Annotated in this window: 25 protein-coding genes, 1 other RNA gene and 1 pseudogene; 19 read left to right on the plus strand and 8 right to left on the minus strand. The window is 43.7% G+C overall.

Annotated elements, in window-relative coordinates; translation table 11 throughout:
• Positions 1 to 80: 80 nt before the first annotated feature.
• Together ACP7BU_RS08625 and rlmH are read right to left on the minus strand one after the other, a co-directional pair.
• Positions 81 to 857 carry a DODA-type extradiol aromatic ring-opening family dioxygenase gene (locus ACP7BU_RS08625; RefSeq protein ID WP_180037738.1) on the minus strand — a complete coding sequence of 259 codons (777 nt, stop codon included), beginning with the start codon at positions 855 to 857 and terminating at the stop codon, positions 81 to 83.
• A gap of 110 nt (positions 858 to 967) precedes the next feature.
• Positions 968 to 1450 carry a 23S rRNA (pseudouridine(1915)-N(3))-methyltransferase RlmH gene (gene rlmH, locus ACP7BU_RS08630; protein WP_004646335.1) on the minus strand — a complete coding sequence of 161 codons (483 nt, stop codon included), beginning with the start codon at positions 1448 to 1450 and terminating at the stop codon, positions 968 to 970.
• Positions 1451 to 1617: 167 nt separating this feature from the next.
• Between rlmH and ACP7BU_RS08635 the strand changes: the two genes are divergently transcribed.
• Positions 1618 to 2550 carry a M28 family peptidase gene (locus tag ACP7BU_RS08635; RefSeq protein WP_425879757.1) on the plus strand — a complete coding sequence of 311 codons (933 nt, stop codon included), beginning with the start codon at positions 1618 to 1620 and terminating at the stop codon, positions 2548 to 2550.
• Between the two features lie 72 nt (positions 2551 to 2622).
• On the opposite strand, the gene lon is transcribed toward ACP7BU_RS08635, so the two are convergent.
• Both lon and ACP7BU_RS08645 read right to left on the minus strand, forming a co-directional pair.
• Complete coding sequence (gene lon / locus ACP7BU_RS08640; protein ID WP_005246925.1) at positions 2623 to 5049, minus strand: endopeptidase La; 2427 nt, start codon at positions 5047 to 5049, stop codon at positions 2623 to 2625.
• A 147-nt stretch (positions 5050 to 5196) separates the two neighbouring features.
• Positions 5197 to 5778, minus strand: coding sequence for a 5-formyltetrahydrofolate cyclo-ligase (locus ACP7BU_RS08645; RefSeq protein WP_305177493.1), 582 nt, complete (start codon positions 5776 to 5778; stop codon positions 5197 to 5199).
• Positions 5779 to 6218: 440 nt separating this feature from the next.
• On the opposite strand from ACP7BU_RS08645, the gene ACP7BU_RS08650 reads away from it, so the two are divergent.
• From ACP7BU_RS08650 to ACP7BU_RS08680, 7 genes are all read left to right on the plus strand, one after another.
• On the plus strand, positions 6219 to 6701 hold the full coding sequence (locus tag ACP7BU_RS08650) for a VOC family protein (RefSeq protein WP_425879789.1): 483 nt from the start codon (positions 6219 to 6221) through the stop codon (positions 6699 to 6701).
• A 201-nt stretch (positions 6702 to 6902) separates the two neighbouring features.
• Positions 6903 to 7493, plus strand: coding sequence for a hypothetical protein (locus ACP7BU_RS08655; RefSeq protein WP_425879759.1), 591 nt, complete (start codon positions 6903 to 6905; stop codon positions 7491 to 7493).
• A 359-nt stretch (positions 7494 to 7852) separates the two neighbouring features.
• Positions 7853 to 8116, plus strand: coding sequence for a hypothetical protein (locus ACP7BU_RS08660; protein WP_314099721.1), 264 nt, complete (start codon positions 7853 to 7855; stop codon positions 8114 to 8116).
• Positions 8117 to 8183: 67 nt separating this feature from the next.
• The gene (gene uca / locus ACP7BU_RS08665; RefSeq protein ID WP_425879761.1) at positions 8184 to 11783 is read left to right on the plus strand and encodes an urea carboxylase; all 3600 of its coding nucleotides are present in this window, start codon (positions 8184 to 8186) and stop codon (positions 11781 to 11783) included.
• 11 nt (positions 11784 to 11794) lie between these two features.
• Complete coding sequence (locus ACP7BU_RS08670; RefSeq protein ID WP_425879763.1) at positions 11795 to 12502, plus strand: GntR family transcriptional regulator; 708 nt, start codon at positions 11795 to 11797, stop codon at positions 12500 to 12502.
• 214 nt (positions 12503 to 12716) lie between these two features.
• Entirely contained in the window at positions 12717 to 14003 is a 1287-nt protein-coding gene (locus tag ACP7BU_RS08675; RefSeq protein WP_425879791.1) for a PQQ-dependent sugar dehydrogenase, read from the plus strand.
• A 305-nt stretch (positions 14004 to 14308) separates the two neighbouring features.
• A complete protein-coding gene (locus tag ACP7BU_RS08680; protein ID WP_425879765.1) occupies positions 14309 to 14470 on the plus strand; it encodes a YqaE/Pmp3 family membrane protein in 162 nt (53 codons plus the stop codon).
• 213 nt (positions 14471 to 14683) lie between these two features.
• Here the strand turns inward: ACP7BU_RS08680 and ssrS are convergent.
• The 3 genes from ssrS to ACP7BU_RS08695 all read right to left on the minus strand — a co-directional run bounded on the left by ssrS (position 14684) and on the right by ACP7BU_RS08695 (position 15806).
• A non-coding RNA gene (ssrS, locus tag ACP7BU_RS08685) (6S RNA) lies at positions 14684 to 14867 on the minus strand.
• Between the two features lie 97 nt (positions 14868 to 14964).
• Entirely contained in the window at positions 14965 to 15252 is a 288-nt protein-coding gene (locus ACP7BU_RS08690) for a cell division protein ZapA (RefSeq protein ID WP_004279505.1), read from the minus strand.
• A complete protein-coding gene (locus tag ACP7BU_RS08695; RefSeq protein WP_191111923.1) occupies positions 15249 to 15806 on the minus strand; it encodes a hypothetical protein in 558 nt (185 codons plus the stop codon). Before ACP7BU_RS08695 ends, ACP7BU_RS08690 begins: the two co-directional genes overlap by 4 nt.
• Before the next feature lie 64 nt (positions 15807 to 15870).
• Here ACP7BU_RS08695 and ACP7BU_RS08700 point away from each other — a divergent pair, with 64 nt between their 5' ends.
• The 7 genes from ACP7BU_RS08700 to ACP7BU_RS08730 all read left to right on the plus strand — a co-directional run bounded on the left by ACP7BU_RS08700 (position 15871) and on the right by ACP7BU_RS08730 (position 22582).
• Complete coding sequence (locus ACP7BU_RS08700) at positions 15871 to 16503, plus strand: UPF0149 family protein (RefSeq protein ID WP_004646351.1); 633 nt, start codon at positions 15871 to 15873, stop codon at positions 16501 to 16503.
• 129 nt (positions 16504 to 16632) lie between these two features.
• Positions 16633 to 17967, plus strand: coding sequence for a Xaa-Pro aminopeptidase (gene pepP / locus ACP7BU_RS08705; RefSeq protein WP_005107469.1), 1335 nt, complete (start codon positions 16633 to 16635; stop codon positions 17965 to 17967).
• A gap of 292 nt (positions 17968 to 18259) precedes the next feature.
• Positions 18260 to 18499, plus strand: coding sequence for a DUF378 domain-containing protein (locus tag ACP7BU_RS08710; RefSeq protein WP_425879768.1), 240 nt, complete (start codon positions 18260 to 18262; stop codon positions 18497 to 18499).
• 527 nt (positions 18500 to 19026) lie between these two features.
• Positions 19027 to 19599, plus strand: coding sequence for a GNAT family N-acetyltransferase (locus ACP7BU_RS08715; RefSeq protein WP_425879770.1), 573 nt, complete (start codon positions 19027 to 19029; stop codon positions 19597 to 19599).
• Positions 19600 to 19700: 101 nt separating this feature from the next.
• Positions 19701 to 20909, plus strand: a complete 1209-nt coding sequence (gene ubiH, locus ACP7BU_RS08720; protein ID WP_425879772.1) for a 2-octaprenyl-6-methoxyphenyl hydroxylase — start codon at positions 19701 to 19703, stop codon at positions 20907 to 20909.
• A complete protein-coding gene (locus ACP7BU_RS08725; RefSeq protein WP_005107464.1) occupies positions 20906 to 22153 on the plus strand; it encodes an FAD-dependent monooxygenase in 1248 nt (415 codons plus the stop codon). Before ubiH ends, ACP7BU_RS08725 begins: the two co-directional genes overlap by 4 nt.
• 174 nt (positions 22154 to 22327) lie before the next feature.
• Complete coding sequence (locus tag ACP7BU_RS08730) at positions 22328 to 22582, plus strand: hypothetical protein (protein WP_004646359.1); 255 nt, start codon at positions 22328 to 22330, stop codon at positions 22580 to 22582.
• Positions 22583 to 22673: 91 nt separating this feature from the next.
• On the opposite strand, the gene rsmI is transcribed toward ACP7BU_RS08730, so the two are convergent.
• Positions 22674 to 23516, minus strand: coding sequence for a 16S rRNA (cytidine(1402)-2'-O)-methyltransferase (gene rsmI / locus ACP7BU_RS08735; protein ID WP_004279519.1), 843 nt, complete (start codon positions 23514 to 23516; stop codon positions 22674 to 22676).
• Between the two features lie 10 nt (positions 23517 to 23526).
• Here rsmI and ACP7BU_RS08740 point away from each other — a divergent pair.
• The 4 genes and pseudogenes from ACP7BU_RS08740 to ACP7BU_RS08755 all read left to right on the plus strand — a co-directional run bounded on the left by ACP7BU_RS08740 (position 23527) and on the right by ACP7BU_RS08755 (position 26571).
• Positions 23527 to 24452 (plus strand): annotated as a pseudogene (locus ACP7BU_RS08740) (penicillin-binding protein activator).
• Between the two features lie 11 nt (positions 24453 to 24463).
• Complete coding sequence (locus ACP7BU_RS08745) at positions 24464 to 24880, plus strand: YraN family protein (protein WP_425879793.1); 417 nt, start codon at positions 24464 to 24466, stop codon at positions 24878 to 24880.
• 133 nt (positions 24881 to 25013) lie between these two features.
• On the plus strand, positions 25014 to 25700 hold the full coding sequence (locus tag ACP7BU_RS08750; protein ID WP_213687039.1) for a BON domain-containing protein: 687 nt from the start codon (positions 25014 to 25016) through the stop codon (positions 25698 to 25700).
• Positions 25690 to 26571, plus strand: a complete 882-nt coding sequence (locus ACP7BU_RS08755; protein ID WP_425879775.1) for an alpha/beta hydrolase — start codon at positions 25690 to 25692, stop codon at positions 26569 to 26571. The genes ACP7BU_RS08750 and ACP7BU_RS08755 overlap by 11 nt, the downstream gene beginning before the upstream one ends.
• The last annotated feature ends 138 nt before the right edge of the window (positions 26572 to 26709 follow it).

The following is a 26709-nucleotide window of genomic DNA, read 5'->3' on the forward strand; positions in this document are numbered from 1 at the left end:
TTGCAAAAAAATATGGATACATTTCGCAGCTTTGAGTTGCAAAATGTATCCATCATTAAGATTTTAGCGCTGAAGCAAGATTAATCGAAGCGGTAAATATCCATACCGAGTGAACCCATGGTGAAACTGCTATGTACCAGACTAAAACGCTGACCTGTGCCCATCGCAAAGAAAATCGGAGCAAAATGTTCTAGTGTTGGATGATTCCGCGCCATATGCGGAATATTGGACCAGTCCAGTACGGCGTCATAATCACTATGTGTCAGTTTATGCACCACAAAATTACGAAAGCCAGAAGCCCATTCGGGTACATCAGCAGCCGTTCCATCCCAAGACAGTTCCCGTAAGTTATGGGTAATACTGCCCGAACCAATCAGCAGGATTTGTTGTTCACGTAAAGGTGCCAGGCTTTGACCAATCTGATAAATTTCATCCGCACTCATCGACATGGGTAAGGAAATTTCTACCACGGGAATGTTGGCATCTGGATACATATGTAGCAGCGGCATCCATACACCATGATCACGCGGACGAGTACTGTTGGCATGTGCAGAAAAGCCGGCATTGGCCAGCAAGCCTAAGACTTTCTCGGCCAATTCAGGATTTCCCGGTGCAGGGTAGCGTAATTGATAAAGTTCAGGCGGGAAACCACGAAAATCATGCCAAGTTTCTGGGCGAATTGCGCTACTGACTTCCAACGCATCACTTTCCCAATGCGCAGACATCACAATAATCGCTTCCGGGCGTGGCAGATTTTCGCTCAAACGATGCAAGGCAGGACCCACTTGCTCAGGATTCAGCGCCAGCATAGGAGAGCCATGAGAAATAAATAAGCCGGGCAACGTTTGTAAGTTCATAAGTCAAACCACATCTGGAAGATGCCTCAATAATGCATGAAAAATAGAAATAAGAGCAGAAGAGATTATTCAACAAAACGTTGCATATAAAGAACGCTTCAGCAAAATCATTAGCCTGCTCGGTGATAAGGATGGTTGTTATTGATGCTCATGGCACGATAAAGCTGCTCGATCAGCATCACACGTACCAGAGGATGCGGCAGAGTTAACTTGGAAAGTGACCAGTGCCATGCAGCAGCTTTACGCACGGCTTCTGAGTGACCATCCGGTCCACCAATTGCAAGTGCTACATCATTGCCTTCCAGCATCCAGCCTTTCATGGTTTCAGCCAGTTTCTCGGTACTGAATTCGCGTCCGCCCACTTCTAGTGCAATCAGGGTTTCATTCTGCTTGAGCGCATTTAAAATGCTGTCGCCCTCAATATTGCGGTATTTCAGAATATCCGCTTCAGAATCATTTTTCCCGCGCTTGGCCATCGGCAGTTCAATAATCTGGGTCTGTACAAAAGGCTGAATACGTTTGAAATAATCTTCAAAACCAGTCAGCACCCACGCTGGCATTTTTTGACCAATGGTCAGGATACGGATTTTCATACAGACAGATCAATAATTGGATACCTCATTATAACGATCAAACAACATGAAGTTGAGCAGGGAAACAAATTGAAATTGAAATGAGAGATTTAGTGTTGCTTTAATGTCCTTAGTTCAAGTATCCGCTTGATAAAGGAATGGAATAATAATAAATGCGGAACAGTGTCATGATAAAAGGATGTTGTACTGTGCTGCTGTTACTGATAGGCCTCATGGGGTCTAGTCTCTGTGCAGCCAATTCGAGCAAAAATGCTCAGGTTTCTCATCTGGAATTATTTTTTAGCCAGATCATGAGTGTCGATGAATACCGAAATTATAAAAATCTGAAAGAGCTGAATCAGGTATCTGCCTGGATTAAAGGACAGATGCAGCGCTTTGGTATTCCATGCCAGTTTCAGGTTTATGTGGTCAATAACCTGAGTTACCGAAATGTCATCTGTAATTTGGATACTCAAGCAAAGACCAAAATGGTGATGGGAGCGCATTATGATGTCTTTAGTACCCAAAAAGGTGCCGATAATAATGCCTCAGGGGTAGCGGGTTTACTGGAAACGGCAAGACTACTCGCTTTGCAAAAATCCAAGCTCCAACATGATGTCGAATTTGCTTTCTATACGCTAGAAGAGCCGCCTTTTTTCAAGACAGAACATATGGGCAGTTATATGCATGCCAAGTCTTTAAAAAAGCAGAAGCAGAAAATTAAGGGCGTGGTGATTCTGGATTCGATTGGTTATTTTGATGAACATCAGGTGCAGAGCTATCCGGTGGGATTAAAGTGGATTTATCCACGACATGGTAACTTTATTGCCGCGATTGGGCATTTAGCCTCAACTGGCCTGACTGGAGATTATTGTGATGCCATGCAGCGTTTTAACCGTCTGGAGTGTCAACGCTTTGTTAGCCCAAGTTTTGCTCAGGATATGAATTTCTCTGGCTATCTGAATTATGCCAAATTCAACTATTCGACCATGTTGATTACCGATACTGCGAATTATCGTAATCCTTATTACAATACCGAATTGGATACTTTAGACAAGCTTGATCTGAACAAGATGACTCATGTGATTGATGGATTGGTTACGATGGCACTACAGCCATAATTCAGTTGTTTTATTCAATAACTCAATAAAAAACCCTGCCGAAGCAGGGTATTTTATACGAAACATCAAGTCTTAATGACGCGCTGCTTTCGCTTCTTCTTTGGTTTTCACAATTGGTGCTTTAACCAAGGCTTTTGGCAAAGAGGTCAGTGCCAGCGGTAAAATCTCATCAATCGATTTTACGGCTTTAATTTCTAGACCTTCTTTGACATTTTCTGGAATTTCCGCCAGGTCACGTACGTTTTCCTGTGGAATGAATACCAGCTTGATGCCACCACGATGGGCTGCCAAAAGTTTCTCTTTCAAGCCACCGATACGCAGCGCACGACCGCCCAGACTGGTTTCACCTGTCATCGCGATATCCGGACGAATCGGGATACCCGTGAAAGCAGACACCAATGCTGTAGTCAAAGCCAAACCTGCTGATGGACCATCTTTCGGTGTTGCACCCTCAGGTAGATGCACATGCACGTCGGTTTCTTCAAAGCGCGAGGCTTCGATGCCGAGTTCATCTGCACGGGTACGCACCACAGTCATTGCAGCAGTAATCGATTCTTTCATGACATCGCCAAGAGAACCGGTAGTAATGAACTTACCTTTACCTGGAACTGCTGCAACTTCAATGGTCAGTAATTCACCACCAACCGAAGTCCAAGCCAAACCATTTACACGGCCGATTTGCGCTTCTTCTTCCGCCATACCATAGTCAAATTTATGTGGACCCAAGTAATCTGGAAGATTTCCTGCTGTCACTTCAACCTGAAGATTTTTGGCTTTCTTGCTAACCGCCTCTTTCACCACCTTACGTGCAATTTTTGAAACTTCACGTTCAAGGTTACGTACACCGGCTTCACGCGTATAACGGCGCACGATGTCACGAATCGCTTCTTCATGCACGGTCAATTCTTTGGCACGTAGACCATTGTTCTTGATGGCTTTAGGAACAAGGTAGCGGTCCGCAATATTGACTTTCTCTTCTTCGGTATAACCCGGAAGACGAATCACTTCCATACGGTCCAGCAGCGCCTCAGGAATGTTCATGCTGTTCGCGGTACAGATAAACATTACTTCAGACAGGTCCAGATCAAGATCTAGATAGTGATCGCTGAACTTGTTGTTCTGTGATGGATCAAGTACCTCAAGCATCGCAGAAGCCGGATCGCCACGGTAGTCTTGCGCCATCTTGTCGATTTCATCGAGCAGGAACAACGGGTTTTTTACGCCCACTTTAGTCAATGACTGCACAATTTTACCTGGCATCGCACCGATATAGGTACGACGGTGACCGCGAATTTCAGCTTCGTCACGCACGCCGCCCAGCGCCATACGCACGAACTCACGACCAGTTGCCTTGGCAATCGATTCACCGAGTGAAGTTTTACCCACACCTGGAGGACCAACCAAGCATAGAATCGGGCCACGCAATTTTTTCACACGTGACTGAACTGCCAGATATTCCACAATGCGATCTTTGACATCGTCCAGACCATAATGGTCTGCATCCAGAATTTCCTGTGCCTTGTTCAGGTTAATGCTGACTTTGCTGGCTTTATTCCAAGGTGTATCCAGAATGACTTCCAGATAGTTACGTACCACAGCAGCTTCACTTGAAGCAGGCTGCATCGCTTTTAATTTACGGAATTCAGCTTCTGCTTTTTTACGTACATGCTCAGGCAAATCTGCTTCAGCCAGACGTTTTTCAATTTCAGCGACATCGTCTTCCGCACCGCCATTCATATCAGAAAGCTCGCGCTGAATGACTTTCATTTTTTCATTCAGGAAATATTCGCGCTGGTTCTTTTCCATCTGACGTTTAACAGAATCATGCAGGGTTTGCTCAATCTGTTGTTCTTCAGACTGTTGCAATAGATAAGTCATCAATTCAGTCAAATGTGCTTCGAATTCGTCATGTTCCAGGAATTTCTGTTTGACATCAATATTCAATGGAACACGGGTTGCGACGAAGAACAATAACTGTAATAGATCTTCAATTTTGTTGGCTGCGGTGATCAGTTCACGCGCATTACGAAGTTTCGCTTCTGCATATTGAGCGAAAAGCGCACGCAATTCCTGCAAGCGCACAGCTTGGGTGTCTGCATCGACGCTCACCGTCATTGGGCTGAGTTCATGCTCTGCTGTCAGATACTCAGTTTCGTCAATGATGGTTTTCAGCTTGGCACGGTGCAGGCCTTCGATCAGGACTTTAATACAGTTTTCATCATTTTCGTGATTCACAACTTGCACAATCTTCGCGACAGTACCGTATTGATATAAATTGTCGTGATCAATTTCTTCTGTAAGCGAATCTTTTTGCGCAACTACAAATACTAGATTGTCACTGTTACGAGCCACATCAACTGCATTGATCGATTTTTCACGACCGACAAACAGCGCAATTTGCATATGCGGATAAACCACCACATCACGCAGCGCCAAAAGGGGTAGTACACTTGGAACCTGAGGCTCTAAGGTTTCTTGATTCATAATAATTTCAGACATGAGCACTCCTAATGAGTGACAACGGTGTTGCCATGCTTTTAATAGTGATGGGTAATTTTAAAAATACAAGGGCAGTTAAGATTAAATTGTATGAAAAATGACTAATTATGTGATTTTAAAGTAGTTAGCAAGGATAAAATTGCAAAATTAACGTTTGAACTTTATAAATATTGTCGGGGTGATTAAAGCATCAAGGGGCTGATCCCATGTTTCACGTTTTAGCGGCTGTGCCAGCAGTTGAAAGTCATGCGCCAGCCCCAGACGGAATGGACGCCCAGGTGCAGAAGCCAAGGTACGATCATAAAAACCGCCGCCCATACCAATCCGTGTGCCCGAAGTATCACAGGCCAATAGTGGCATGAGCAATAAATCCAGTTTGGAAACATGTACACCACGGGTGCTCATGGGCTCTCGCATACCCAGCCGATGATGGGCAAAGCGCTTGTTATGGTATTGGTGCTGGGTGATCCGGATCCAGACCAGCTGCTGATTCATGTCGCAAATCGCTGGTAGATACACCTGTTTGCCCAGTTTAAAGCAGCGTTCAATAATCGCCTGGGTCTGAATCTCCCCAAAAGCATGCAAATACAGGCCAATACGTTGGGCATGAATAAATTCTGGACTGCGGATCAGACGGTTTAGAACTTTTTGTGCGGATTGCCTTTGCTCAAATTTAGAGAGATGACGACGCGTTTTACGAAGGTATCTTCTTAATTCCTGAATGGTCATAGGGCAAAAAGCATATGCAACAAATTTGTGCTCTAGTCTAAGTGGGAATTCTGGAAAAGTAAAAAATAATTATGAGCTGCAATTTTATATTATTCCGTATCTGCTTATTTAAATTCGGCTAATTTTGCCAGCAGTCTCAAAGTTCAAAAACTAAAAAGCTGTTGCATCACTGGTTTTTAAATTGTCATGAGAAAGGAGATTCAATCTGGTTGATTCACGATTTTCCAAGCAACCGATTGTTCAGTGAAAAACTCTGGAAACGCATCAGTTTAAGCACTTTGAAACAGCTTTCGATCAATAAAAATACAATTCTAAAGTAGGTTTATTATATTTTTTGGTGAAAGATAGACAAGGATCATATGACTATTCTCGACCGATATATGAGACACATTGTACTTAGGCAGAGCGCGTAAGACCTAAATCAATGGAGATTGAACATGATGAATATTGCGAAGAATACTATCTGCCTTTGGTACGATGACGATGCCGAAGGTGCAGCACGATTTTATGCAGAAACCTTTCCAGACTCCTCAGTTGGCGCGATCAATCTTGCACGCGGAGATTATCCCTCCGGAAAAGAAGGCGATGTTATCACCGTCGAATTTACGGTGATGGGCGTTGCCTGCATTGGACTGAATGGTGGCCCTGACTTTCAACACAATGAAGCATTTTCATTTCAGGTGGCGACTGAAGACCAAGAAGAAACAGACCGATACTGGAATGCCATTGTTGGCAGTGGCGGTCAGGAAAGCGAGTGTGGATGGTGTAAAGACAAGTGGGGTATTTCCTGGCAGATTACGCCAATGGTCCTCATCAACGCCTGTAACAGTCCTGACCGTGCTGCGGCCAAGCGCGCATTTAATGCGATGATGACCATGAAGAAAATTGACATCTCCGTGATCGAAGCAGCATTTCGTGGTTAAGCGCCAAAGATATTGTCTTTCATTGCAGTTGATATCGCTGTGTAGCGCAATTTCACTGCAATAGTTAAATCTTCTCCTTTCTTTTGATCAACTCAAATTATCCCTCAACTCTATAAGGATACGTTACAAAAATTACAGATTAATCCAACTTGATCTGAACCTAAATCCAATTTCTTCATGATGATTCAAGGAGAATGTGCCATGAATTTTCCTCAATTACTGCTTATGGCGGGATGGGTCGCGCTGTCTGCACCTGCCGCTTTAGCCGTTGAACCGCCCATGTCGGGCAAAGCCAGCTCAGGCGCAGCTTCATCTGCTGCCGATAAGAAAGCCATTGCAAGTGCCATGACTGCTGCACCTAAGAAAGTAGCCGCTGCAGCCACGATTGTCGCTGTCGGTGCAGATGGCAAAATACGTACCTTGCGCAAGGGCAATAATGGTTTTACCTGTATGCCTGATAATCTGACCACTCCAGGTCCAGACCCAATGTGTATGGATCAGGCCGCTCTAGAATGGGCAGAAGCCTGGATGGGACATAAACCGCCCACAGTTGGAAAAGTAGGCTTCATGTATATGCTGGCAGGTGGTACGGATGCCAGTAATGTCGATCCCTATGCCAAGAAGCCTACTGCGGGCAATCATTGGGTCAAAACGGGTCCCCATGTCATGATCGTCGGTGCTGAAGCTCGTTTCTATGAGATGTATCCTAAACATACGCAACCGGATACCGCTGTGCCCTATGTCATGTGGTCTGGGACGCCTTATCAGCACTTAATGATTCCTGTGAAGTAATGAATCACCGCAATGACGAATGCACGCTGATTCAACCTTTCAATTCGGATATTTAATACACTCAATTTTTATGACTGTCCTAAGCTACAAATAAAATAGTTCACTTAGAAGCTCATCAACAGATGGGCTTTTATATGAGTATTGCAAAAGTTGAAATAATGCAGATCATGCAATATGAGTTTAAGAATAATTTTTGCACTGAATTGAAAACAGGCTGAACCAAAAACAATCATCTAACGAAATTCTCCCTAATTTATACATCTTAAATTTTATTAAAATATTGAAAATAATATAGAAAATTAAACTGGCATAAGTTCTGCATAACTGTATTCAAACTTGGATACAAGAATGGATACAGAATGCTTCATCAGAAAATGATCGGCTGGACAGTCCGAAAATGGCGCGATGCCGATCAGCCAAAACAGCTTCAACTGAATCATCTTGCTCAACGCACTACCCATGTTGAGGTGGGTGAACTTGTCTGGATTCCGGTTACGAATGCTGCACCTCTTCAAGCAAAAAACGATGCATTTAAAAAAGCTGTATTTGCGGACGGTATGTATCAAAGGCTACGACACAGAGCAGCGAACATAGTCGATAGCGGCTTTATATACAGCAGCTGAATCAGAAAACAACGAAATAGACCCATTCAGCAGATTCAAAAAATAGAGAGAATAAAAGGGGATTCACATGTTTAAAACTGTACTGATTGCAAATCGCGGCGAAATTGCTGTTCGTGCCATTCGCACATTAAAAAAAATGGGTATAACCAGTATAGCCGTCTATTCAGAAACGGACCGTTATGCACAGCATGTGATTGATGCAGATATTGCAGTGTCCTTAGAAGGTACCAAACCGAGTGATACCTATTTAAGTATTGAAAAGCTGATTGCCGCAGCCAAGAATACCGGGGCCGAAGCAATTTTCCCAGGTTATGGTTTTCTGTCAGAAAGTGCTGACTTTGCCCGTGCCTGCGAAGCAAATAATATTGCTTTCATGGGGCCAACACCGGAGCAAATTTTAGAGTTTGGTTTAAAACATCGTGCCCGTGAACTTGCTGCAGCTGCCAATGTACCGATGACTCCCGGTACAGGTCTGCTAAATAGTCTGGACGAAGCTTTGGCAGAAGCTGAAAAAATTGGTTATCCAATTATGCTGAAAAGTACAGCAGGCGGTGGCGGAATTGGCTTGACCCGTTGTGATGATGCCGAGGCACTTCAGGAGGCTTATGAAAGTGTAAAACGTCTGGGCGAGCAGTTCTTTAAAGATGCCGGAGTATTTTTAGAATGCTTTCTCGATAAAGCCCGTCATGTCGAAGTACAGATTTTTGGGGATGGTCAGGGGCAAGTGGTGGCTTTGGGCGAGCGTGACTGTTCACTGCAGCGCCGTAATCAGAAGGTTGTGGAAGAAACACCAGCGGCACAGTTACCTGAAGCAACCCGTCAAAAATTGCATCAGGCGGCAGTTGAACTGGGCAAATCGGTGGAATATCGCAGTGCCGGTACGGTTGAGTTTATTTACGATACAGCACGTGACGAGTTTTATTTCCTTGAAGTGAATACCCGTTTGCAGGTGGAGCATCCGGTGACTGAAATGGTGACCGGTTTAGACCTGATTGAATGCATGTTGAAAGTTGCAGCAGGTGATACTCTGGATTGGAAGCATCTAAGCAGTATTCAGCCTCAAGGTGCAGCGATTGAAGTACGCATCTATGCCGAAGATCCAGTTAAGAATTCCCAGCCGAGTCCAGGGATTTTGACCGATGTCTTTTTTCCGGAAAATGTCCGGGTTGATACCTGGGTGAGTACCGGAACTGAAATTTCCCAATACTTTGACCCGATGATTGCCAAGATTATTGTGCATGCTGAAGATCGTGATACTGCCATTCATACGCTTAAATCAGCTTTAGCTGAAACTCGCCTGAATGGTATTAGTACCAATCTGGATTATGTGCATACTGTTATTTCAGATCCACGTTTTGAACAGATGCAGATCTGGACACGCATGCTGGATGATTTCAAATATGTGCCGAATGTGATTGAGGTGATTCAGCCGGGTACACAAAGTTCGATTCAGGATTATCCGGGTCGTGTCGGGTATTGGGATATTGGTGTACCGCCTTCAGGCCCAATGGATGATTATGCCTTCCGGCTGGCCAATAAAATTGTTGGGAATGTCGAGGCCGCCGCCGGGTTTGAATTTACCCTGCAAGGTCCAATCCTCAAATTTCATGCAGAAAATATCATTGCTTTAACTGGCGCACCTTGTCCGGTAAGTCTGGATGATGAAGCAGTAAATTTCTGGCAGCCTATTCAGGTAAAAGCAGGCCAAACCCTAAAAATTGGACAGGTTGAATCTGGATGCCGGACCTACCTGGCTGTACGAAATGGTCTGAATGTGCCGGAATATCTGGGTAGCCGTTCTACCTTTGCTTTAGGTAATTTTGGTGGACATGCAGGCCGAGTGTTACGGGCTGGTGACATGATTAAGATGGTGAATCCTGAGCTGCCGGCCGATGGTCTACCTTTAGCGATTGCAGAACCTGAAGTTTTGGCAACAGATCTGATTCCAAGTTATGGCAAGGAATGGAAAATTGGTGTGCTCTATGGTCCGCATGGCGCTCCTGATTTCTTTAAAGCTGAATATATTGAGGAGTTTTTTGCATCAAGCTGGAAAGTGCATTTTAACTCGAACCGATTGGGTATCCGTTTAACCGGACCGACGCCAAGCTGGGCGCGTGAAAATGGCGGTGAAGCGGGTCTGCATCCATCCAATGTACATGACTGTGAATATGCCATTGGTGCGATTAACTTTACCGGTGATTTCCCCGTAATTCTTGCCAAAGATGGTCCGAGCCTGGGTGGCTTTGTCTGTCCGGTGACCATTGCCAAAGCTGAACTCTGGAAAATTGGTCAACTGAAAGCCGATGACACGATTAGCTTCTATCCAATCTCGGTAAAGCAGGCCAATGCGCTGGAGCGGCAGCAAATTCAAACCCTCCAAAACTTTGCCAAGGCAGAGATAACCAGCGAGGCTGAAATCGTTACAGTTCAGGCAGAAAGTATCCTGGCATTGCGTGAAGCTACGCCAGATGCACCAAAAGCTGTATATCGTCAGGCAGGTGACAGTTATATCTTGCTGGAATACGGTGATAACGTACTGGATTTGGCCCTACGCCTGCGCGTACACCGCTTGATGCAACTGATCCGTGAAGCTGATCTTGACGGTATCCTGGAATTATCACCTGGTGTGCGATCCTTGCAGATTAAATATGATGGTCTGCGTTTGAGCCAGCAGCAACTGATTCACTTCCTGCTTGGTCTTGAAGAACAGATGGGTGATTTACGTGACATTAAAATACCTTCAAGAATTATCCATTTACCCATGGCCTTTGAGGACTCAGCGACTCTGGGTGCGGTTGAGCGTTATCAGGAAAGTGTCTGTGCCAAGGCCCCATGGCTACCGAATAATGTCGATTTTATTCAGCGAATTAATGGTCTAAACACTCGTCAGCAAGTTAAAGACATTATTTTTGATGCCAATTATCTGATTTTAGGGCTAGGTGATGTATATCTGACTGCACCTTGTGCAGTGCCCATTGATCCGCGCCACCGTTTACTGAGTTCCAAATATAATCCGGCCCGTACTTTTACCGCTGAAGGTACAGTCGGGATTGGTGGCATGTATATGTGTATTTATGGCATGGACTCACCGGGTGGCTATCAGTTGATTGGCCGTACCGTACCGATCTGGAATAAGTTTAAAAAGAACAAGCAGTTTGGCGATCAGCAATGGTTCTTACGCTTTTTTGACCAGATTAAATATTATGAGGTCACTGAGGCCGAACTGGATCAGTTCCGTGCTGATTTCGCCCATGGTCTGGCAGAAATCAAAATTGAGGAATGCGAGTTTGACTTTGCAGCATATCAGGATTTCCTTGCTGCAGAACAGGACAGTATTGCTGCTTTTAAAGCGCAGCAGCAGGCTGCTTTTAGTGCCGAGGTAGAGCGCTGGAAAGACGAGTTTGATGCACCTGTAGAAATAGAAGTGCTGCAGGATGATACCGATTACAGCCAGTATGTCCCTCTCAACGCCTCTATGACCGGCAATATCTGGAAGATTTTTGTAGAAGCCGGGCAGATTGTGAAAAAAGGCGACACGGTGGCCATCATCGAGGCCATGAAAATGGAGCTGCCGGTCTATGCTGACGATGATGGCATTGTCAAAGCCATTATCTGCCGTTCTGGTCAGACCGTGCATAGTGGTGAGCCACTGGTCTATATGGAGTAATGGATTGAGCCATGACTATTGTTCGCAATCCAAGTACTAAAGCGACAGGAAAAAGCTCAGACAATCTGTCTGAGCTGGTTTTCCAGAAAATTAAAAATGACATTTTTGACTTTAAGCTGATGCCGGGAGAGCGCTTTACCGAATCGGAAATTGCTGAAAGCTATGCCGTAAGCCGTACACCCATCCGGCAAGCTTTGTATCGCTTGCAGCAGGAAGGTTATGTCGAGGTGCAGTTTAGAAGTGGCTGGAAGGTTCGGTCACTAGACTTTAAAGTTTATGAAGAACTGTATGATCTGCGGATTTTATTGGAAGGTTATGCAGTCGAACAACTTTGTCAGATGCCCAAAGACCAGTTGCAGGTTGCTCTGGCTGTTTTGATTCAAACCTGGTGTATTCAACCAGAACAATATATCTATGATCTCAGGCGGTTATCTGTAGAAGATGAAGCATTTCATTGTCATTTGGTATTGGCAGCCGGCAATGCAGAAATGGCAAAAATACATAGTGAGATCAGCGAAAAAATTCGCATTATACGCCGTCTGGATTTTTCCAAAGATTATCGGGTTACAGCCACCTATGCTGAACATCAACAGATTTTAAAGGCGCTGCTTGCCCAAGATGCAGCGTTCTGTCTCTCTATATTGGATGCCCATATCCGGCACAGCCGTAATGAGGTGAAAAAAATTACACTGGAAATGTTATCCTCTAGTCCTGCGTAAGTTAATCAGGATAAATTTATTTTATAGCAAGAAAAATATCAGACCTGACTTAAAATTGATAACCAATTCATAACCAGAAAAAACAAGAACCCGCTAGTGGCATCTCAAATTGTTTTTTAAAGTAAGTTGAGGATGATAATAACAAGAGATAAAAATGCTTCATCAGCCTATTCAACTTTTACTTACAGGTGCCGGCTGTGCACTTCTCTTAACCATGACTGGATGTACCATGCCTTCCAAGTCGCCAATCAATGACAGTTATGGTTCCCAGCCACATTTGCCCAAACCAAAATCAAGCTTGCTGCCTACGGTCAATATTGCACCTGCTAAAGGTTGGCCTGAAGGTAAAATGCCGACAACAGCGACAGGTTTAAAAGTTCAGGCATTTGCCAAAGGGTTGCAGCATCCGCGCTGGCTGTATGTATTGCCGAATGGTGATGTACTGGTGGCTGAAACCGATGCACCGCCTAAGCCCGATGACAGCAAAGGGATCAAAGGCAAAATCATGAAATGGGTGATGCAACGTGCAGGTTCATCGCACCCCAGTGCCAACCGCATCAGTCTGCTTCGCGATAGCAATGGAGATGGGGTAGCTGAACAAAAAACCGTATTTTTACAGAATCTCAATTCTCCATTTGGCATGGCGCTAGTCGGTAATATGTTGTATGTGGCGAATACTGATGCCCTGATGCGTTTTCCTTATCAGAACGGTGCGACTCAAATTACAGCAACTGGTACCAAGATGCTGGATTTACCGGCAGGTCGTTTAAACCATCACTGGACCAAAAATGTTATTGCCAATCCTGCCGGAAGCAAACTCTATATCACGGTGGGTTCCAACAGTAATGTCGCTGAAAATGGCTTAGAGCAAGAGCAGGGCCGGGCACTGATCATGGAATTTGACATAGCCAGTGCTCAAGCGCGACCTTTTGCCACCGGACTGCGTAATCCGAATGGCATGGATTGGCAACCTAAGAGCGGCACACTTTGGACAGTGGTGAATGAACGTGATGAGCTCGGTAATGATCTGGTTCCTGATTATTTGACCTCTGTCAAAGAAGGTGCTTTTTATGGCTGGCCCTATAGTTATTATGGCCAACATGTAGATACACGGGTCAAACCGCAAAAACCTGCCTTAGTTGCGCAAGCAATTCCACCGGATTATGCATTGGGCAATCATACAGCTTCATTGGGCTTGGCCTTCTATAGGGCAGACCTGATGCCTCAATATCGAAACGGTGCGCTGATTGGCCAGCATGGTTCATGGAACCGCAAACCGCATAGTGGCTATAAAGTGATTTTTGTTCCCTTTCAGAATGGGCAACCGATGGGCCCACCTCAAGATGTCTTGACTGGATTTTTAAGTGATCAGGGCGATGCATATGGGCGACCGGTCGGTGTGGCGGTAGATTCTTCAGGTGCCATTTTGGTTGCTGATGATGTCGGTGATGTGATTTGGCGAGTATCACCCTTGAGTACACTAGCTGCAGTAAGTAAATAAAGGTCTAGGGATTCAAGATTTTATTCAGATCTGAATCTATGGAAAATAAAAGTTAAAGCAAAGACTGTTTCATTCAAACGTCAATATTTTGATTGAAAATATGCAAAGGTTAGCGGATTTAAAATAATTTTTAAGCTTCATTTAAGCTGGCTGAATTAGGCTTTCAGGATATTTTTACGCGGGATTACAGCATGTACAGAGATTCTGCTGATCCCATTAAAAATATCTAAATCTTAGTACCAGTTTTAAGTGCCCATAAAAACTGGATATAAAAATTTAAAACATGGCAAAAGAGGGTTTTAAAAATGAAATCAATTGTTGCATTTATTTTCCCTTGGTCATTATTTATGACCCTTCATCGACCAGTCGAAGCGACAGTATGCTTAATGCTTCAGATTTCGATTTTAGGCTGGATTCCTGCTGCAATCTGGGCGATGCATGTTTTATATCGAGATAAAATTGCCTAAAAAATAGGGGAGTGAGTTACCAAAAACTTTTTCATCTTTATTTAACTTAAAGCAATTTAGATTTCTTTTTTTAATTTAAAAGAGTTCATTTTCATGCAAGATGATTATTACATCAATAAAATGAATCTGGAAGAATGTTCGAGAGAAAGACTATAAAATTAAAATAAGAGGAAATTCAGGAAAAATTATAATTATATTTTGAAAAAGAAATTGAAGTACTCCGAAGATGCCGCTGCATGTGTCGTTACCCTGAACCCGATGAGTTCAAGGAGGATGCGACGTATACTTGCTGGGTTTCCCATACGGAGATGGGCATACACTCTAAATATACAGAACACACCCATAAGTGTTAGTATCGGCAGGGGAATAGACCCGCTGGCGAACACCTCAGAGTTAAGTTAATTATAAACAATAATCCCGGTGTGGCAACTCTATGCTGTTCATGAACTGTAAACAGTTCGGTCGAATGTCCGAAGTTTAAACAGAATTCGAGATTATTCAGTCAGTTCTTCAACTTCTTCTAAAATAGTTTGTAACAAACGCTCGCAATGCGCATATTGTTGCAGTGATCTATTCATATTCAAAACCTCCTGCATCAGCTCAAGTGCCACCATAATAATCAGCTTGCTAGGTTCCATACGTGGTGCTTTACGACGAAATTCATCGTATTTGTCATTTAATAACTGTGCTGCGCGTTCTAATTCTTCCTGCTTGTCAGGAGTAGAGGCCAGACGGAAACTATGCCCCAATACTCTGAGATCAATTGCAATTTGTTCACTCATGGTGAGGCTTCCTCAGTCGCTTCAGTCGGATGGGCCAGTTGTTGAATTTCCTGTGCGTGATGATCCTGCGCAGTACCGAGAATCGCCAGACGTTGAATAATCGCTTCAACCTTGGCTTTGGCATTTTCATTTTTCTGGGTTAAACGTTCAGATTCCTGAGTCAGACGCTGAATTTCCTGTTGGGCATGACGCTGTTCAAGGATCATCTTTTCCTTAACCACACGCAGCTCATTGCGTTCAGCCAGAATTTCCTGAAAACGGTTTTTTAGATCGGTACAGCTTTTTTCCAGACGGCCATAACGGTCTGCCAGTGCAGTTGCATCATTATTGAGCAGTTGAAATTGGGCACGAGAATCCGTCAATTGTTCTGTCAGATTTTCATTTTCTTGTTGTTTTTGCGCAATCACGCTGTTCTTTTGTTCAATTTGCTGTTGATGTTGCATCATTGAAGAGTCTTGCTCTTCGCGCAAACTGGAATTTTCACTTTCAAGCCGTGCAAGTCGCGTTTTTAACACGCCGATCTGCACTTGTAGACGCTGTAATTCTTCTAACATATCGAGGTCGCACAGTGTTGCAAACAAAGGTAATATATAAGCAGTATAAAGATTGGATAAACGAATGCAAGACGATATTTCAGGTTGGACCGAATGGCACCGCAATTTTTCTTCAATTGAGGAAATTTCTAGCCCTAGCGAACTGCATGGTTTGCTAACAGGCATTGTTTGTGTCACCCAGGCGCCAAGCAGTGAAGAGTGGTTACAGATTTTAGAAACACTGGATGTACCTGAACTGGATGCCGAAGCATTAGAGTTGTTGACGGGCGAAGCTGAAGATGTGTTCCATGCATTGTCTGAAGATGAGCTGGATTATTTACCTTTGCTGCCTGATGATGAGCATGTGCTTTCAGAACGCGTACAGGCTCTGGCGGACTGGTGTGCCGGCGTGGTCTTAGGTTTCGGACTGGCTTCAGGACATATCCGTCAGGATGAAGTTGAACTGATTGAACATTTACAAGATGTAGCCGCAGTTGAATTTGAAGACTCGGACGATGATGCCGAAGGTGAAGAAAGCTATCAGGAATTGTACGAATTTGTGCGTCTGATTCCTGTCAGCCTGTCTTTAGGGCGTAAAAAGGTCGAAGTTGAAGAAACACCACTCTTACAGCAATTTAGTCAAAAAAATCAGCCTAAAGCCGCTGTTACAGACGCGCAAAGTGTGGTCGAGATTTTCTCGCCTAAACGTCCAAGCTGATGAAATGCTGAGGTGAGTCATCACCTGCTTGAAATCAGGCATATATTTTGCTGTTTACAGTGAAATCTATAGTCTGATTTCAAGACTATATTCTAAATACAAGTATTGATCGATAAGAAGTAAGGTGTAATGAAGAAATTGACACAGGCAGTTTTTGAGGAACGTCGCGCAATCCTCGCAGGGGAAATTGGTTTACGCAGTATCGCCATTATCGCGACCAGTCCGGTAGCTATGCGTAACCGTGATGCAGATTATAAATACCGCGCCGACAGTAGTTTCTTCTATTTAACCGGATTTGCGGAACCTGAAGCTGTGGCTGTGATTGAAACCTTTGACACTGAAGAAGAAGGCTATAGCTACAGTTTGTTCTGTCGGGAACGTAACCGTGAAATGGAAATCTGGAATGGCTACCGCGCGGGTATTGACGGGGCTATTCAGGATTATGATGCAGATGAAGCCTATGCAATTGATCTGCTGGATGAAGAAATCTTAGAAAAGTTACAAAATAAAGATCAGTTATTTTATCGCATTGGACAGCATGCAGAGTTTGATGCGCGTGTCGCCAAATGGATTGCAACTGCAAGTGGTGAAAGCCGTCGTGGTACTTCTGCACCAGCGCAAGTAATTCAGCTGGATCGTATTGTCGATGAAATGCGTCTGCATAAAGATGCAAATGAAATTGAATTGATGCAGATTGCTTCCGATATTTCTGCTGATGCACATACGCAAGCGATGCTAGCAGTACGCCCGGGCATGATGGAATATGCACTGGAAGCCGAGCTGAATTATATCTTTGGCAAAAATGGCGGTGTTCCGGCCTATAACAGTATTGTCGGTGGCGGTGAGAATGCCTGCATCCTGCATTATGTAGAAAATGACAAAGAACTGAAAGATGGCGATTTGGTCCTGATTGATGCTGCGGCTGAATATCAGCTTTATGCTTCAGACATTACCCGTACCTTTCCAGTGAATGGTAAATTTAGCCCGGAACAGAAAGCTTTATATAATGTAGTGCTGGATGCTCAAATTGCTGCAATTAATGCTGTGCAAATTGGTAACTCGTATAAAGAACCACATAATGTTGCAGTGCGCATCCTAGTGCAAGGTTTGCTCGATCTTGGCTTGATGCAGGGGAATATTGACGACATTATAGAAAAAGAAGCTTTCCGCCAGTTCTACATGCATGGTACCGGACACTGGCTCGGTATGGATGTGCATGATGTCGGTGCTTATAAGGTGGACGGTGAATGGCGCTCGTATGAAGAGGGTATGGTCGTTACCGTTGAGCCGGGTCTTTATATCGCGCCTGATGATGAAACAGTAGATGCTAAATGGCGTGGAATTGGCATTAGGATTGAAGATGATGTGGTGGCCACTGCAAATGGCCCGCTAGTTTTAACCGCGAAAGTCGTCAAAACGGTAGAAGAGATTGAGGCATTAATGGCGAAAGCGTGCGCTGCTTAATTTGAGAAAAAATACAGCAAGCCGGTCGCAAGATCGGCTTTTTTATGACATTTCTATGCCGTTTTAAACAAGAATTCCTAGCTATATCGAATCGATCAAAAAGTGACTTAGCTTACGTTTATCTCGAACAAGTCAAATAAAACTAACCTAAGTAAAATTTACAGCTTAAAAAGTGACACGAAGTCAACACAGAAAATCTGTTTTTAGCATCAAAGCTACATATTAAATGCGCTGAGATTCTCATACTTTCTCTGATCCTTAAATAAACTTAAATAACAGCAGGAGAACACTTATGAAATTAAATACGATTGACTGGATTGCTTATGCTTTAACAATCATTGGTGGCATCAATTGGGGTTTAATTGGTGCATTCGATTTTAATTTGGTCGCTGCGATCTTTGGTGATATGAGCGCCTTATCTCGAATTATTTATGTATTGGTTGGTTTGTCGGCATTGTACCTGATTTATACAGGAACGAAGTTGGGTAAAACAGTACACCATACAGATCATCATACCAATATTGTGCGTTAAGCTAATCCTCCTGCACGAGTTTCTTACAAGATAGGATAATGTCTTTGAGTAGCTTGTCGAGAGGATAGAAATAGTGTGGAAGATGAAGAAACCTCGGTATATTTCCGGGGTTTTTTATATAGGTGTTTATAGGTTATTAATAGAATCATCCTCAGATCTACAACAACACTTAGCTAAAGATTAATGATTACTATCATACAAATAAGATTAGGTTGTACATGGTTGGATAAATTTTTTTTAAAATATCTGTTAGCTAAAAAATCGAGTTATATTTATAAAACTCTCTCAAAATAAGAAAATAATAGTGATTGAAAATGGGCCTCCTGCTACTGAAAGTGAATATCAGCTCATTTATAAATGGCTTGATTCACAATTTTATCATTCAGGATTTACCAGTAGCAATATGTATTCAAAATTGTGCGAAGCGAGTAGATCGAGTTATACCAATTTGACTAGGTTTGCGATCGAATCGTATAAGTGCCAAATGAAATTACAACATTCCGTTTTTTAATGCTGAGTTGATAAAAGTGAGTATAAATATTTTAGTTGCTGAATTAAAGACAACTTGGTTGGAGTTAAGAGCATATAAAGTTGGAGATGAATTTTCATTATTCCAAGAGTATTGTGGCGACGTTGAAGCATCAAAATACTTACAACGACAGGTGCATACAACAGTCGGTCAAACTCAGCAGATGTTGCAGAAATGGGCGTTAAGCTATTGGCAGCAACCGATTAAAGGATTTTCATGGGTGATTGCTGAGCGAAAAAGTCATCTGGCAATCGGGTTACTAACGATTATTCAACAGCAAAATAACAGCCTTGAAATTCATTTCGGACTTGGTCCTCGATTTCAGGGGCAGGACTATATGCTTGAGGCGATGAAAGCGGTGATTCAGTATTTTAGACAATATCTTACATTTAAATCACTAGATACTTTCTGTGATGCAGAACATATACAGGCACACCAAGTGCTTTTAAGACAGGGTTTGAAATCGTTGAACGGATCAATGCCTATACTGTATTGCCGAAGTTGGGGACTGAAAAGCGCGATGTCTTGGTTTTTCAATATAGGCTGGATCATCATGGAGAAAACTAAATAAAACGAATCATTATAAAAATTTAAAGCCTTGAGGTAAGATAAAACCAGTATACGTTTTATGTAATTCGCCATAGATGCGAATAAACAGATAAGGAAGTAAGCATGCAACAAGAAGTCATCATTGTCGGTGGTGGTATGGTCGGCTTAAGCCTCGCATTGATGTTGGCGAAAATCAATATTGCAGTCAAACTGTTGGAAGCCATTAAATACCCAAATTATGATGATGAAAATCTTGCGCCATATCATTCCAGTTTTGATGCACGTAACAGTGCCTTGTCACGCCGTAGCGTGCAGATCTATCAGGAGCTTGGACTTTGGAATGCCTTGCAAGAACATGCTACCCCAATTCTGGAAGTGAATATTACCGAACAGGGCAGTTTTGGTAAGGCTCGACTGAAAGCCGAACAGGAAAAAGTCGAAAGCTTTGGTCAGGTCATTGAAAATGCCTGGCTCGGTCGTGTACTGCTGACCCAAGTCAAAAAAGAGCCATTGATTGAACTGATTGATGGTGTTCAAGTGACATCCCTTATCCAAGATACAGACTTTGCTTATATCGAAGCTCAGCGTGGTGAATCGTCACTAAAATTACAGTCCAAACTGGTTATTGCCGCCGATGGGCGGGATTCTTTCTGCCGTAAAGCCTTGGGTATTGGTGCGTCAGAACATGATTATGATCAGGTTGCGATTGTGACCACAGTACAAACTTCAAAGCCACATGCTCATGTGGGCTTTGAGCGTTTCAGCCATTTAGGGCCTTTGGCACTTTTACCACTACCGGGTGAGTATCGTCGTTCAGTGGTCTGGCCAGTGAAAAAAGGTACTGAAGGAGAATGGTTGGGAGATGAAAATGACCAGCATTTTCTGGATGCCTTGCAGGAAACGTATGGCGATCGTGCCGGAAAATTCCAGAAAACCGGAAAACGGTTCAGTTTTCCATTGTCTCAAGTGTTAGCTGAAAAGCAGGCTGTTGGTCGTGTAGTGCTCATGGGTAATGCAGCCCATACGATTCATCCGGTCGCTGGACAGGGCTTTAACCTGTGTATGCGTGATGCGCATGTATTGGTGCGTTACCTGAAAGAGCAACAGGCACAAGGCGCAGACTTGGGCGATGCTGCAATATTGCTAGACTATGAGAAATCCCGTCTCAGTGACCAGCAGCGTGTGATTAAATTCTGTGATTCAGTAGTACGTGGTTTTAGTAACCAGAATCCTTTCTTAAAGCTGATTCGTAATACTGGTTTAATCGCTTTTGATACGATTCCAGGCATCAAGCCACTGGTTGCAAATTATGCCATGGGGTTAAAAGCATGAGCTTAAATCAAACTAACGAAATATTAGACGTCGTCATTATTGGTGGTGGGCTGGTTGGTGGACTTACAGCGCTTCTGTTAGCTCAAGGTGGTGTGCAGCCTACAGTTCTGGATGCAGCGCCAATTCTGGATGCAGATAAAACTTTGCGTGTGGCCAATCCGCGTGTTTTGGCTTTAAGTCAGGCAACCATTCACCTGTTAAAAACGGTGGGTGTCTGGGAAAATTTAGTACGCCAGCAGCCTTATACTGGTATGCAGGTGTGGAATAAAAATGGCTATGGTGAAATTAATTTTGGCCAGTCTTCAGAAAAAACACCATCGGTAGAGCAGGCTTTAGGCTCGATGGTGGAGCCCAGCATTCTGAATCTGGCCATTCAGCAAAAGATGCTGGAAAATGTTCAAGATTATAGAACACAAGTCAAAGTCAGCCGTGTTGAACGTGGCGTCGGTGTGTGGATCATTCATCTGGAAGATGGTACTCAGCTCAAAACCAAACTGGTCATTGGTGCAGATGGTGCAAACTCCTTTGTACGTGAGCAAGCTTTCATCGATATTGATGTACTGGACTATAAACAGGCAGGCATCAGTTGTGCGATTAAAACGATTCAGCCTCATCAGTACATGGCGCGTCAGATTTTTCTCGAAACTGGTCCTCTGGCTTTTTTACCTATGGCCAGCCTTAATCCGGAAGAGCAGGGACATTGGCAATCAATTGTCTGGACCTTGCCAGAGGATTATGCCGAAGAATATGCAGCGTTGTCAGATGCTGAATTTACTCAACTCTTGACTCGTGAAAGCCAGCATATGTTGGGTGGAGTCTTAGAGGCGACACCACGTGCCACTTTCCCCTTAAAAGCCCGTGCTGCCCAACAGTATATTCAAGACGGTTTAGCCCTGATTGGAGATGCTGCACATGTAATTCATCCTTTAGCTGGACAAGGGGTGAATATTGGCTGTCTGGATGCTGCCGTGCTCTGTGATGTTTTGCTACATGATCAGGCGCGTGGCGTATGGGCACATGAGCAGACCCTGAAACGCTATGAGCATTGCCGTAAGGGCCAGAATGATGCCATGATGCACAGCATGTCTGCGATTGGTTGGATGGAAACCACATTATTCTTCCCGATGGTTTGGGCACGCAATTTCGGCCTGAAACAGGTAGAAAATCAGCCCATGTTGAAAGATGCATTTATGGCGCAAGCCAATGGTCTGGGTTTACTTAAAGACACACGCTACGCAGCTTAAGACAGAAATGTAAATTTTTTAAACAAACACCAATAAAGAGTAACGATTTTGTTTAAAAAAGATACGATTTTTTGATGTTTGGTACTAGGCGAAGGTCGAAGAGATTGCTAAATTTCACTTAATTCGATACCTGACTTGGAATACCAAGCGAGGGCCATTTTTGGGGAGATGCAAATGACAGACATGAATGATTATGATGACGACGTTGAAGATTCAATTGTTGACGATGATGAAGCAAAAGCCGCTGAAAAAGGCGCGGTCGATAGCACAGAGGTCGTCAGTGATACCGATCTTGTAGAAGCTGAAACTTTGACCGTCACTGCAAAGCTGAAAAAGCGTCAAGCACTTGAAGACGAGATTGCGGCTTTCCTTGCCAGTGGTGGTCGTATTGTTGAAGTGCCGGCAGATGAATCAGTAGCCAAAGAATAAGTTATTGATTAACTTGTTTCTTATAAAAAACACCACATTCAATGTGGTGTTTTTTTTTGCAAATCCAAACGTAATAGAAAATCTAAAGCAATTAGTCGTTTGCCGAAGTCAGTTCTAAAGCACGTTGATAAGCGACTTTCTTTTTGATTCCGGTTAAATCTGCCGCCAGTTGTGAAGCAGCTTTGACCGAAAGGTCCTGTAATAGGCGATTCAATAATTTATCCAGCTTTTCCTGATCCAGATCTTTTTCTTCGGTGGCACCGCCAATCACTAGAACAATTTCGCCTTTTTGCTGATTGTGATCATTGCTAATGAATTCCACCAATTCACCCAAGGTCATTTTCTTGATAGTTTCAAAAGTCTTGGTGATTTCTCGCGCAAAACCGACCGGGCGATCTGCTCCGAAAACGCTGGCCATATCTTTAACGGACTCCAGAATCCGGTGCGGTGCTTCATAGAAAATTAAAGTCTGGGTTTCATCTTTCAGTTTTTCCAGATTCAGCAGGCGCTGACTTTGTCTGGATGGCAGAAAACCTTCAAAGCTGAAGCGGTCACTCGGCAAGCCAACAGCACTTAAGGCAGCAATAGCCGCACAAGCACCAGGTACAGGAATCACGCGAATATTATGCGCTTGTGCAGCACGGACAAATTTAAAGCCAGGGTCGCTAATCAGGGGAGTGCCAGCATCACTGATCAGGGCCATATCTTCGCCATTCAGCAGGCGCTGGATCAGCTGATCAATCTTGTTGCTTTCATTATGCTCATGGCAAGCGGTCAGAGGTGTTTGAATATTAAAGTGTTTAAGCAATTGTGCTGAAGTTCGTGTATCCTCGGCAGCAATAAGACTCACCGACTTTAACACCTGAAGTGCACGATAACTAATATCATCTAAGTGCCCGATTGGAGTCGCAACAACAAATAACTGAGCACTCATAGGTTTCTCCATGTGGAATAAATTGAATAATAAAAAATGGAAGATTAAAAATAAAATATTGGGCTTGTGTTTAGTCAGCTACATCAGCAGCGTACAAGCAGAAGTGCTGATCATTCTACCCGAATCCGGGCCTTTGGCGCGAGCTGCATCGAGTATCAAACAGGGTTTTCTCAGTACTTATGCTACTTCCGGGCAGAAAGTTCCATTAAAATGGGTCAATTCCAATCAGAAAAATATCTCCCAGCTACTGAAACAGCATGTCAATAAAAAGACCAAAATGGTGGTGGGTCCATTGGCACGTAGCGATGTGGAACAACTACTCAAGAGCAAACCTAAAGTACGTACCCTCAGCCTGAATGATGTAGCAGAATCATCACCCCAAGTCTGGCAATTCAGCCTGTCCAAAAAAGAGGATGCTGCTGCCTTAAAAACCCTTCTGGTTAAAGATGGGGTTCAGCAACTGCTGGTTTTACGCCAGCCGGGCAGTGAAGCCGAGCATGAACTGTTGCTGATGTCACTGCTGAGCCAAAGTGATCTGAATTTTAAAATCGTGAACAAGGCGCCCATTTTTTTAATGCCAAAACAAGGGCTGTTATACCTCGGCAATGCAGAAGGGCTGGCTGCCATACCTGAATTAAGCCATAAACGGATGTATACCGTGGCCAATGCGATTAGCGAACAGCATAAACCGCCACGAGGAATCAAGTTCTGTGATGTACCTGTGCTTTATCTGGCTGACTGGCCGGATGTTCTACAGGCCTATGCCAAAGAGCCGGTGGCGATGCCTGGCAGATCACCCAGCAGTACCTGTCACAACCGCATTTGCAGCATATTGAATTTCAGGGTAGAACTGGGCGAATTGAAATCACGGACCACAGTATTCAGCGTAGTCCACAATGTTTCCAGTACAGTGGCACAGGTGTCAAGCTACTATGAGCGAAAGAGCAATGCTGCGACAGCAATTAGGTGCATGGGCGGAGCAGCAAGCGGCTCAACTGATGCAGAACCATGGATTTCAGTTCCTGACCGCCAATTATCACAGTCGCTATGGCGAGCTGGATCTGATTCTGGTGCGTGATCAGGAACTGGTCTTTGTGGAAGTCAAAGCACGTGCGCAAACCCGATATGCGCAAGCGATCGAGTCGATTTGCAGAGCAAAACAGGTAAAGATGCTCAAGACGGCAATGTGCTTTATTCAGAAAAATCCACAATTTGCACACTATTACTATCGTTTTGACGTGATTTGTTTTGATTTTAAACAGCAATTTGCAAAAACCATACAGCATGACTTTTCGCAATACCCTTATGATCTGGAATGGATTGAAAATGCTTTTACTTTTGATCAAGAGTTTATTAACCTTTGAACAAAATAAGGTCTAAAGATGCTTATATTTGCTTCAAGATCATTGTAAAGTTCAAGCAGAATTGACATGATCTGAGCTTGAAAACAGATTATTAGATTGAAAAAGACGTAATAAAATGAAGGAGTCTTGCTGAGTGGTTAAGCGTATTGCAATAACAATGCTGTGTGTCGCAAGTTTATCAGGTTGTGCAAGTTTTATTTCCAGCGGCACAGGTACGGCTCCTGTCGGAACTGAAAGTGGGGCGCGTACCTTGGGGCAGGTATTTATTGATTCCTCAATTGTCCGTACTGCAAAAATTAATCTTTATAAACTGGATTCGCGCTTCAAACAGGCTCGGGTCAATATTGAAAGTTTTCATGGCAATGTCTTGCTGACCGGTCAGGTGCCCGATGCACATCTCAAGCAGCTAGCTGAAGACAATGTCAAATCCATGAGCGATGTCAAAGCGGTACATAATTTTATTACTGTAGGCAATCAGATCAGCTATAGCACCATCATGCAGGATACTGCGGTCACAGCGAATACCCGTGGCCTGATCATGAAAGCCACTGTGGTTTCGGACAGTAAACTACATGTGCATACTGAAGATGGCGTGCTGTATGTGATGGGACGTTTGAACAGCGCAGAAATTACTGACCTGAATCAGGTATTGCAGCAAGTGGGCAATGTCACCAAAATTGTGACTTTAATCGATAACGTGGAGCAATATTCAAGTCTGGCTAATCAAAACTTTGCTGCACCGGCATATGCGCAGCCGGGTATTGAACAGACGCCGGTTGCGATAGATCCTGATACGGTTGAACCAACCGATGCTCCATAAGGTCGGTCATTTTAAAAACCAATTGTCGAATCAGATTCTGGAAGTCCAGCAACGCTATAAAGCATTTAGACTCTATGATTTTGGCAGTTATGCGCTGAATCGTTTAACGCCTAAACAGGGTTACACGATCGAAACTCAGCTGGCTTATGGTCTAAAATCACGGCAACGCTTTGATCTGTTCCGGAGTCAGCAGCCTTTGCTCCATCGTCCCCTGATTGTTTTTGTGCATGGCGGTGCCTGGTTACATGGCGATAAAAAGGATTATCAGTTTATTGGCGAGTCCTTTGCTAAAGAAGGTTATGATGTGGTGGTGATGAATTATCATCTGGCGCCACAACATATTTTTCCGACCTATATTCATGATCTGCATTTATTGCTGAATCATTTGCAGCAGTCAGCTGGACAGTTGCAGATCTGTGCTGAAAATCTGGTCTTGATGGGACACTCTGCCGGGGCATTCAATGTGATGTCTGCCTTGTATCATCCGCAATCTGCCAGCATTGATCACAATCAAATCCGGGCGATTATTGGTCTGGCGGGGCCTTATCATTTTGATTACAAAAATGATCCGATCTGTGCCGATGCATTTGATCAGGCGGTGCCTTATCAGCAGGTGATGCCTTATTATTTTGTTAAAAATAGCTCAATCCGGCATTATCTGTTTATTGCCGAAAAAGACAAGATTGTTGGGCATTTCAATAGCCAGGATTTGGACCGTGTACTGAAAGAGAAGGGCAATCATAGCCATCTGATTCAAATTCCGAAACTTGGTCATATTACGATTGTGGGTTCACTCTCCAGTTTGTTTAGCCGGTTTTTCCAGACCAAGGCACAGGTGCTTTGGGCGCTCGAGGATGCATTTAAATCCTGATACTAATATTTGGTTTAACTAGGGTGTGTTGACACTTTTAGCTTAAAAAAATAGCGAAGTAGTAAAATCAAATCGCCAAACCCAATTTTACTATTCGCTATGCCTCGTACCATGCTGACAGATCAACACTGGCAAAAG

Origin of the sequence: Acinetobacter sp. 40AMC3-4 (genome assembly GCF_049898185.1) — a bacterium.
GTDB lineage: Bacteria > Pseudomonadota > Gammaproteobacteria > Pseudomonadales > Moraxellaceae > Acinetobacter.